The 10,671-nt window shown below is 50.4% G+C and carries 5 protein-coding genes; 4 read left to right on the top strand and 1 reads right to left on the bottom strand.

Annotated features, from left to right (window positions below; translation table 11 throughout):
- Positions 1-494 precede the first annotated feature (494 nt).
- Both JNJ77_13540 and JNJ77_13545 read left to right on the top strand, forming a co-directional pair.
- Positions 495-4,130: a protein kinase gene (locus tag JNJ77_13540; protein ID MBL8823607.1), complete on the top strand. Its 3,636-nt coding sequence runs from the start codon at positions 495-497 to the stop codon at positions 4,128-4,130.
- 413 nt (positions 4,131-4,543) lie between these two features.
- On the top strand, positions 4,544-4,795 hold the full coding sequence (locus JNJ77_13545; GenBank protein ID MBL8823608.1) for a hypothetical protein: 252 nt from the start codon (positions 4,544-4,546) through the stop codon (positions 4,793-4,795).
- Between the two features lie 63 nt (positions 4,796-4,858).
- On the opposite strand, the gene JNJ77_13550 is transcribed toward JNJ77_13545, so the two are convergent.
- Positions 4,859-5,437: a winged helix-turn-helix domain-containing protein gene (locus tag JNJ77_13550; protein MBL8823609.1), complete on the bottom strand. Its 579-nt coding sequence runs from the start codon at positions 5,435-5,437 to the stop codon at positions 4,859-4,861.
- A gap of 194 nt (positions 5,438-5,631) precedes the next feature.
- On the opposite strand from JNJ77_13550, the gene JNJ77_13555 reads away from it, so the two are divergent.
- A complete protein-coding gene (locus JNJ77_13555; GenBank protein MBL8823610.1) occupies positions 5,632-8,526 on the top strand; it encodes a serine/threonine protein kinase in 2,895 nt (964 codons plus the stop codon).
- Positions 8,527-8,580: 54 nt separating this feature from the next.
- On the top strand, positions 8,581-10,671 hold a 2,091-nt coding region (locus JNJ77_13560), incomplete at its 3' end, for a serine/threonine protein kinase (protein ID MBL8823611.1).

The following is a 10,671-nucleotide window of genomic DNA, read 5'->3' on the forward strand; positions in this document are numbered from 1 at the left end:
TCATGCCTCCCTGAAAGTCTGCCAACACCCGCTCACGTAAATCAACCGAGTACGCTTTCATCTGTGACTCCATGACATGGACACGTCACAGTATTTCATGTATTACCTGAATGCGCAAGATGGTTTTTGAAAATGCTCTAACTCGTACAGCATCAGCAGTCGTGGATTACTGTCTGATACCGTGTCAATGCCGTAGAGGATTGGCGAACTCTCACGTAATTTCGACATTGATTTCACTTCCAATTTCGTGTCAAGCATGACGAAGGGAAGTTACTGTACTGCGATGAATACTTGCTTCTTTCTTGACACCTCATGGCTAGCCCTTACTATCAGGAGGCAAGTTCTACTGAGCTCATGCCATGGCTAGCCAAGAGAACATTACGAACACATTTCTCCCATCTCCAGAAAATGGAGGTACTCACTTCGTCCCCGAGCCGATGCCCGGGGAACGAATTGGCCCATTTCGTCTGCTACAACGACTGGGTGAAGGAGGCATGGGCGTTGTCTGGGAAGCGGATCAAGTCGAGCCAATCCGTCGGCATGTGGCGGTGAAGTTCGTTAAATTGGGCATGGACTCTAGGCAGGTGATGGCTCGCTTCGAAGCAGAACGCCAGGCACTGGCCCTAATGGATCATCCCAATATTGCAAAGGTCTACGACGCGGGCCTGACCTCAGCAGGTAAGCCTTACTTCGCCATGGAACTGGTTAAGGGTTTGTCCATCACCAAGTATTGTGATGAAGCCAAGCTGACGATTCGGCAACGCATGGAATTGTTCCTGCTGGTCTGCAACGCAGTGCAGCACGCCCATCAGAAGGGTGTGATTCACCGTGACCTGAAACCCACCAACGTGCTGGTGGCTCTCTACGATGGCAAGCCGATACCCAAGGTGATCGATTTCGGGTTAGCCAAAGCGTTACATCAGCCATTGACAAACAGAACGATCTTCACCGAGCAGGGCATGATGCTGGGCACACCAGAGTATATGGCTCCCGAACAGGCCTCAGTGAATGCGCTGGATATTGACACCCGTGCGGACATCTACTCGCTGGGGGTGATCCTGTACGAGCTGATGACGGGGCAAGTTCCCTTTGAACGTAAGGAACTCCGCCAGGCGATGTATGACGAGATGCTGCGGATGATTCGTGAAGTGGAACCGCCAATACCAAGCAAGCGATTGTCCAGTATTGCGACATTGTCAGATACCGCCATACGTCGTGGGCTGGAACCAAAGTCGCTGGTGTCGACCCTGCGTGGCGATATTGACTGGATTGTGATGAAGGCATTAGAGAAGGATCGTAATCGACGCTACGAGACAGCGAACGGGTTCGGGATGGATGTCCAGCGGTATCTGGATGGCAAAGCGGTGCTGGCGCATCCGCCGAGCCGGTTGTATTTGGCGCAGAAGTTCGTCAGGCGCAATCGGGGGCGGGTGTTTGCGGGAGGGTTAGTAGTGATCGCACTGCTTGCGGGTTTGGCAGTGAGCTTGTGGCAGATGAATCGGGCGATTGATGCCGAGGCCCTGGCGAAGAAGAACGAGGAAAAGGCGGAAAATCGTGCAATTGACGTTCAAGAAGAGAAGAAACGAACAGAAGAGAAATCGCTGGAAATCAGAAAAGAAAAGTACAGACTTGAGCAATTGCTGGCTATGCAAGCAAGCCGAGAAGGCCTGCGTATGTTCTATGAAGGTGATCCTTATAAAGGACAATTATGGCTTGCTCATTCACTTGTCATTGCTCCTGATCATTTCGAAATGGTCAAGATAACTCGACAACGAATAAGAGCATATCAGAAGCTCTCTTTGCTGCGTACATATTGGCGACATAACTTTAACCATCAACGAGCAGTCAATATTGCATCGTTTAGTGTAGATGGCCAACGCGTCGTGACCGCCTCGGATGACAACACCGCAAAGGTGTGGGATGCTATTACAGGAAAACTGATAAAGACACTTGACCATTCAAGCGGCGTAAAATGTGCATCATTCAGTCCGGATGGCCTTCGCATTGTCACAACTTCTGAAGACAATAAAGCGAACGTATGGGATGTTGCTACTGGCAAGTTGATTGCGAAACTTGAGCACACAAAATTTGTGCATCACGCTACATTTAGCCCCGATGGCCAACAGATCGTCACCGCTTCGAGTGATAAAAGTGTAATAGTCTGGAATCTTTTTACAGGAGAAAGAATCAGGAATCTTAAGCACTGGAGTGAAGTCAAAGATGTTGCATTTAGTTCTGACGGTCGATTTATCTTAACTCTTACAGATTCATACGCTTGTGCTTGGAATGCAAGTACTGGACAGCCAACAACAGATGAACTGCGGCATGTGTTGGACGACGGTAAATATTCACTTTACAGTGCGTCGATTAGCAAGGATGGAAGGTATGTTGTGACTACTGGATTGGATATGAGGGCCAGGATATGGAACACAATCACCGGTAAGCCAATCACTTCTCTATTGCATGCCATGCGGGTGATACACGCATCATTTAGTCCCGACGGCTCTCGTATTGTAACAGGCTCTGAAGACGGAGTTGCTATTGTCTGGGACGTGGATAGTGGACGACCAATTACCACGCCACTGCAACATGAAGGCTCCGTTATGCACACAGCGTTTAGTCCTGATGGTCGATGGATTATTACATCATCCGAAGATAGTACAGCTCGGGTATGGAATGCAACAACTGGCCAACTGGTCATGCCTCCTCTAAAGCATGGGAACTCTGTCTTGCATGCAGAATTTAGTATGGATGGCAGAAGGGTCATTACTTCTTCCAAAGACAATACTGCCCGTGTTTGGGAAGTAGCGATAACGAGCTTATCCTCTCTAAGTATGCGACATAACGATCGGGTATTTACAGCGTCGTTCAGTCCGGACAGTCAATGTGTCATCACTGCTTCTAATGACAAAACTGCTCGTATTTGGAGTGCAACATCAGGTAAACCGCTCTTACCCCCTCTGATCCATGCAGACTCTGTTCATTTTGCAGCATTTAGCCCTGATGGGAGTCGTGTCATTACAGCATCAAAAGACAAAACTGCACAAGTATGGAGTACAAAAAATGGTCAACCTACCACTCCGCCTTTATTGCATAAAGCAGGTCTAACTCATGCATCTATTAATCCGGATTCTCGGCGTATCGTCACAACTGGTATTGAAAACACTGCGATGGTATGGGATGCAATAAAAGGTAGTCCGCTTCTCACTCTGGTAGATGACAAACGCCCATTGCCCTTTATGGTAAGCAGCGGTGTGTTTAGTCCAGATGGTCAGCTGATTGCACTCGTCTCTGATAACAGCGATGCAACGATTTGGAACGCCGTTACTGGGAAGCTAATTGCTAGATTAGAACATTTACATCAAGTATACAGTGCGTCATTTAGTCCAGATAGCCAGTACATTGTGACTGCCTCTGCTGATAAGACAGCGAAGCTGTGGAATATCCAAACAGGTCAACTCGTCACGCCACCTCTTCAGCATGAAAATTCGGTTATTCGTGCGGTGTTTAGTCCTGATGGCAAGTCGATAGTAACCGCATCACTTGATAACTCTGCACGGGTTTGGGATGTTGCTACTGGGCAGCCTCGTACACAACTGATGAAGCACAAGGGAATCGTTACTTATGTTTCTTTCAGTCCAGATGGAGAGAAGTTAGTGACGGCTTCGTTTGACAACTCTGCTCGCGTCTGGGACGTTGTCACCGGACAACCGTTGACACCAGCACTTTGTCATAAATCATATGTCTTTTGCGCTTCATTCAGTCCAAATGGTCGCTATGTACTTACGGCTTCAAATGATAATACCGCTCGAGTGTGGAGCTTACCTATCGATGAACGACCGATAGCAGATTTGCTTCATTTAGCGCAAGTCAATTCTGGGTATATCATTGATGGAAGTGGGGAGCTCAAACCATTAAGCACTGAAGACGATCGAATCACAAGATACAATGAACTTAAAACCAAGTACCCTGAAGAGTTTAACCCTGATGTTGCTGATATTCGATGCTGGCGTGAAGAACAGATACGTCAGTGCATAAAGGATATGCAACTCGAAGCAGCGCTATTCCACCAAAACTGGTTACTCGCTGAAGCCGTTCTGGAAGCAGCGAAAACGAACTCGAAGCGATAATCTGAAGAATAAATAGCTGTATCATTACGTGCAGACAAACACCAGAGACAAACTGTATGTCACCACTCCACCTGTCAGCAAGCAGGCAAAGCTCAGCAAGCCATGAGCCGCCTTGGGACGATGCCTTGCAATGTATATAACGATGACACTAATCAGGCACACGAAAGCTGTTTTGTACTAGGCCAACCCGATCCAACTATAGTTTTGCAGGATCATGTTTGCCAACGGATTGGATTCGTAGATGGTGCCACCACTGCACTACAAGAGCACTTTCGTCAGGAGAAAATCAGCTGTGAAGAGCGTCGTGTAAAGATGGCTCAAGCCAGGCACCGACGCAAACAGATTAACCTCGGACTGAAACAGCCAACCTTACCCTTGGTAACCTGATCCGATTCTCTCTTAGAAACCGACCAATGTGTGCCATTGTGGGTGAAACATTTCAACCGAATGCGTCATACTTCATCGGTGACACAAACGAAGGCAAGGTCTTTCTTTCGAGGACAACTCCAGACGTTCCAGAAAGTGAGCCACGCCAGTTGCTTTTGATATTTGGAAAAGATCACGTTACCCCGCCAAGTATGTTGATGACAAGGATGGATTTCAGAAAATGGCGTGAGAAGCTGCAAGACGAAGGCTGCCGTGTAGAATTAAAATTTGCTTCGTAATCAGATTACCGAACATAAAAGAAAGACCCCGTTTAGTCTCTCGGGGTCTTCTCGCTTCAATTGTTACTTAATTTTCGCCTCAAACCTCCCCCGTTCCGCCTTCCTGAACGCCGACGCTTTGCCTTTGTCCTTGATGTCGCGACTGATGGCAGCGTAAAGGGTATTGGCAGGCGTTTTTCCTCCAGGTGATGTCCACAAGCCCTCTGTCGCCATCACGTCAATCAGTTCCGGGCATGTCATTGCAACCTTGCGTTCTTGAAGTACCTGCAGCGCCGCAGCCATCATGCTAAGTTTTTTGGGTGGTGCATCTGCTTTGACTTTGAGCTTGCGGGGTTTCTTGGCGGCTGGTTCTTCCGAGTTGGGCGCTGATACAGCAGATTCTTCATGAGTATTTGCCGCCACGCTATCCGTCTTTGACTCCACGGTGCCTGTGTCGAGATTTGTTGCCACAGTCGCGGCATCCGTTGGTTCTGGTTGCAGCGTTGGCTCGGTTTCAACGACAATCTCTGGTGTTTCAGCGATAGTCTTCTTGTTTTTGGAACCACCCGTCTTCGCCTGCCACTTGGGCTTCTTCTCACCCTTGACCTTCTTCTCAGGCAGTTTCAATTCCGCTGCCCCAACCTTCAATTTCTTATTCGCCATCACTCTGTCTCCTGGTGCGTGCTGGCATCACCATGATGCTGGCTACGCAGGATGACAGTTAGAGCATGACGGGGGAAAGATAGGAGCATTCAGCAGGAATATCAGTCGAAAAATAATCCCATATTCCCTCAGAAAAATAACTATCTTTGATGCTTGCCAGCCTCTATTCTCGCTAGTGGAGTGGGAGGCATGCCATGACGGAAGAAACACTCTTTGAACTAGCACGTAAGACACCCGAAGCAGAACGGGCGGCATTTCTTGACCGTGCCTGTGAAGGCAAGCCGGAGTTGCGGGCACGGGTGGAGGCGTTGCTTGCGGCTGATGCCGCTTCGTCGCCGCTCTCCAAACCATCTCCTACGATTGAAGCTTCCACCGGCTTTCAGGCCACTGCCAGCTTTACATCCCCCGAACCGAGCCCCGGCATCGTCATTGCCGGTCGTTACACGCTCGAACAGAAACTCGGCGAAGGCGGCATGGGGGAGGTCTGGGTCGCCAAGCAGTCGAAACCCGTCAAACGCAAAGTCGCACTGAAGCTCATCAAGGCGGGGATGGATTCGAAGTCGGTGGTGCAGCGGTTTGAGCAGGAACGGCAAGCCCTGGCGATGATGGACCATCCGAACATCGCCAGGGTACTGGATGGCGGCATCACCGAGAACAGACAACCTTTCTTTGTCATGGAGCTGGTGAATGGACTATCGCTCAATAAATTCTGCGATGAAGCCAAGCTGGGCATCAACGAACGGCTGGAACTGTTCGTGCCCATCTGTCAGGCGGTTCAGCATGCCCATCAGAAAGGCATTGTGCATCGCGATCTCAAGCCAGCCAATATTCTTGTGACCATGATTGATGGCAAGCCTGTGCCGAAGGTGATTGACTTTGGTGTGGCTAAGGCGACCGGTGGCAAGTTGACCGATGAAAGCATGTCCACACAATTCGGGGCAATTATTGGCACGCTGGAATACATGAGCCCGGAGCAGGCAGGTTTCTCGAATCAGGATGTCGATACGCGGGCGGACATCTATTCGTTAGGCGTAATTTTATATGAACTGCTCACTGGTCTTCGACCGTTTGACAGCAAGCGACTGAAGCAGGTCGCACTGGATGAAGTCATTCGCATCATTCGTGAAGAAGAACCGAGTAAGCCATCAACTAGGCTCTCGACAGCAGAATCCCTTCCCTCTCTTGCTGCGGTACGGCATATCGAGCCGGCCAAGCTGACGGCACTGTTGCGTGGCGAACTCGACTGGGTGGTGATGAAATGTCTGGAGAAACAGCGTGACCGGAGGTATGAAACAGCCAATGGACTAGTACGGGATATTCAGCGTTATCTGTCGGATGAAGCGGTGGAAGCTAGACCGCCGAACACGGGATATCGACTGAAGAAGTTCATAATACGGAACCGGGGAAAGTTGCTGGCTACCAGTCTGGTGTTCTTAGCATTGGTAGCTGGGATAGCAGGAACAACATGGGGGCTCATTGAAGCTAACTATCAGACCGGCCAGGCCCGCCAAGAAACGAGAGCGAAGGACCAAGCCCTTATTCAAACACAGAAACGATTGACACAGATTGGAAAAGGGGTGGAGTTGTTTTCCGGGTTGCTTTCGGGGATTAGCCCGCGGTCTGAAGAAAAGGAGGGGAAGCCACTCTACGAACAATTGCGGGTACGAGCAGTGAAAGCCGCTGACCAGTTAGAGTCGGAAGCAGTGGCCGACGAAGTGGCCGAAGCCCGATTACAGTCGACGCTGGGGAATACCTTGCGGGAACTAGGTAGTTATTCGAAAGCTATCGAAGTACTGGAAAAAGCTCGAAGTATGCAGGAGAAGAAACTGGAAGCCAACCATTCCGATACCATCCGAACTCTCGCATACTTGGCGGCAGCCTATGCTGCTGTCGGGCGAAGGGGCGAGGCAATTGCGTTGTTCGAGAAGGTTCGTGATATTCAGTTAAAGACGAGCCCGAATGATCCCGACACGCTGGGAAACCTTAGCAGTCTGGCAAATGAGTATCGGGGAGTTGGACGAACAGTCGAAGCCATCCAGTTACTCGAGACCGTTCGCGAAGCCATGGTGAAGAATCTGGGGCCCGAACACGCTGATACGCTTTTGTGTCTGAACAACCTGGCATTAGCTTACTCGGATGCTCGACGGATATCCGAAGCGATTCCATTGTATGAACAAGTACGAGATGCTCAGGTGAAACACCTGGGGCTTGAACACCTCTCTACCCTTACCACACTCGGCAATCTGGCTGATTCCTACCGTGATGCCGGAAGACCTGCCGATGCAATTCCCGTGCTTCAGCAGGCACGGGGGGCCTTAGAGAAAAAACTCGGAGCCGATCATCCCGATTCCCTGGCTAACCTGAATATCCTGGCAGCCACGTACTGGTCCTTGAACCAACTCGACCAGTCCATTCCCCTTTTCAAGGACATTCTCGCTCGACGCGAAAAGAAATTGGGGCGACAGCATCCCGATACGCTTGTCTCCATTGCTAACCTCGGAGTAAATTACAAAGATGCAGGTCGACTAGCCGAAGCCATTCCACTATTGGAAGAAGCTTATTCCGCAGCACAGAAGCATCCTTCACTACGTTCGATGGGCACACAGCTGCAAGAAGGCTATGTGAAAGCGGGAAAGTTTATCGAAGCAACTCGTCTGACTAACGAACTAGTGGTCGATGCCCGCAAACGGCTTCCCAAGGAAAGTTTGCAACTGGCCAGACAATTAGCCTTGCTCGGGCTGGCTTTCGTGGATTTGAAACGCAACGACGACGCCGAACCACTGATTCGCGAAAGCCTGGCTATCCGACAAAAGATCGAACCTGATAACTGGATTACATTTAACACACAATCCATGCTAGGCAGAGTACTCCTTCATCAGAAGAAATACTTGGAGGCCGAGCCATTGCTGCTCAAGGGCTATGAAGGCATGAAACAAAGGGAAAAAACCATCCCCCCTCTGGGAAGTAAACGCCTCCCCGAAGCCCTCGACCGCCTCATCCAACTTTACACCGAAACCAACAAGCCCGACGAAGTGAAGAAGTGGCAGGCGGAGCGGGAGAAATATCCTAAGCTGCCTGAGAAAAAATAACTTTCATTGACGCTGCCCAGCCTCTATTCTCGCTAGTGGAGTGGGAGGCATGCCATGACGGAAGAAACACTCTTTGAATTAGCCCTCAAAACGCCGGATTCGGAACGGGCGGCGCTGCTGGACCGTGCCTGTCAGGGCATGCCAGAGTTGCGAAAGCGTGTGGAGGCACTTCTGCAGGCCCATGAAAACTCTGGTGGATTTCTCCACAAGGCTCCTCCCCAGGCAACAGCCGATTTACCACCTGCTCGAACCAGTTCGTTTCACTCTGTCGCGGGAGAATCTGCTGGGGCTGTCATTGCTGGCAAATACACTCTGGTTGAATTGATTGGCGAAGGAGGAATGGGAAGTGTCTGGCGCGCCAAACAGTCGGAACCAGTCAAGAGATTTGTTGCGGTCAAACTGATCAAGGCTGGCATGGACTCCAGACAGGTTCTGGCACGTTTCGAGGCGGAGCGACAGGCGTTGGCCCTGATGGATCACCCGAATATTGCCAAGGTTCTTGATGGCGGCCTGCATGACCATCGACCCTTTTTCGTCATGGAACTGGTCAAAGGAATCCCGATAACCGACTACTGTGATAGCCGAAAGTTGACGCCACGAGAACGGCTGGAACTATTTGTGCCAGTATGCCAAGCCATCCAGCACGCTCACCAGAAGGGCATCATTCACCGCGATATCAAGCCATCGAATGTGCTGATTGCCCTGTATGATGACAAACCCGTTGTCAAAGTTATTGATTTTGGTGTCGCCAAGGCAACCGGAGGAACGCTGACGGAAAAGACCATAGATACCGGATTCGGCGGCGTGGTAGGCACACCACAGTATATGTCGCCTGAACAGGCAACGTTCAACAACGCTGATATCGACACCCGCTCCGATGTCTATGCACTTGGAGTTTTGCTCTACGAGTTACTTACCGGGTCGCCGCCGTTTTCAAAGAAGGAGTTAGAGCAAAAAGGGCTTCTGGAAATGCTACGTGTAGTGCGGGAAGAAGAGCCACCTCGTCCCAGCACGAAACTTTCCACTGCCGATACCCTGGCAAGCCTGAGCGCCAATCGCAGCACCGAGCCGAGGAATCTGACAGGACTATTACGGCAGGAACTTGACTGGATTGTGATGAAGGCGCTGGAGAAGGATCGCACCCGCCGTTACGAAACGGCCAACGGGTTCGCTGCTGATGTATTGCGCTATCTCTCAGGTGAGGCGGTAGTGGCAGTTCCACCCAGTACCGCGTACCGTGTGAAGAAGTTTGTCCGGCGAAACAAAGGCAGCGTGATAGCAGCGGGGCTAGTATTCTTCACGCTTCTTGCAGGGATAGCCGGTACGTCGTGGGGCATGATGGAGGCTAACCGTGCTCGTATTGCAGAAAGCGAGCGGGCCGAAGGGGAGCGGCTGGCGAAGTTGGATGCCGACGCGAAGCGGCAGGAAGCAGAAAAGAATCTGGGGTATGCCAAGCAGGGAATCGACATTCTGGGATCAGTCTTCAGCGGGCTGGATGCCAATAAGAAGTATGTCGATTTAGGCGAGTTCCGACAGGCCTTGGCGAAGAATCTGAAACATGCTGTCAGTCAATTAAATAACGCGCAGTTGGGTGACCCGATGGTGGTAGCCAGCCTGCAAAAGAAACTGGGCATGTCACTTTTTAGTTTGGGAGAGACTTCTCATGCCATGGAAGTCTACTCGAAAGCTCTTCCAATCTACGAAAAGCACAAGGGGGTAGATCATCCGGATACGTTGATGTGCATGAATGATCTGGCTTTATGTTATATGTACTTGGGAAACGTCAAGAATGCCATTCCGCTGCTCAAGCAGGCTTATGAACAATCATTGATCAAACTGGGTGACGCTGATGACCGCACGCTAACGTGCATGGGAAATCTCGCTCTGGTTTATTGCGAAGATGGCAAGCATGAATTGGCATTACCGCTGTTCGAAAAATCGCTCAATCTCAGCAGAAAGAAATTTGGAGATGATGATAGAGGCACACTGATCGATGCATGCAGGCTCGCGCAGGCTTATCTTGAAGTTGGACGAGCTGATCTTGCTTTACCACTTGTTGAACCGACGGTGAACCAGATGAAAGTAAAGTTGGGAACCAGGCATCCCCATACACTCACGGCCATGAATCATCTTGCATCGGCCTAC

It is taken from the genome of Planctomycetia bacterium (genome assembly GCA_016795155.1).
In the GTDB taxonomy this organism is placed as follows: Bacteria; Planctomycetota; Planctomycetia; order Gemmatales; family HRBIN36; genus JAEUIE01.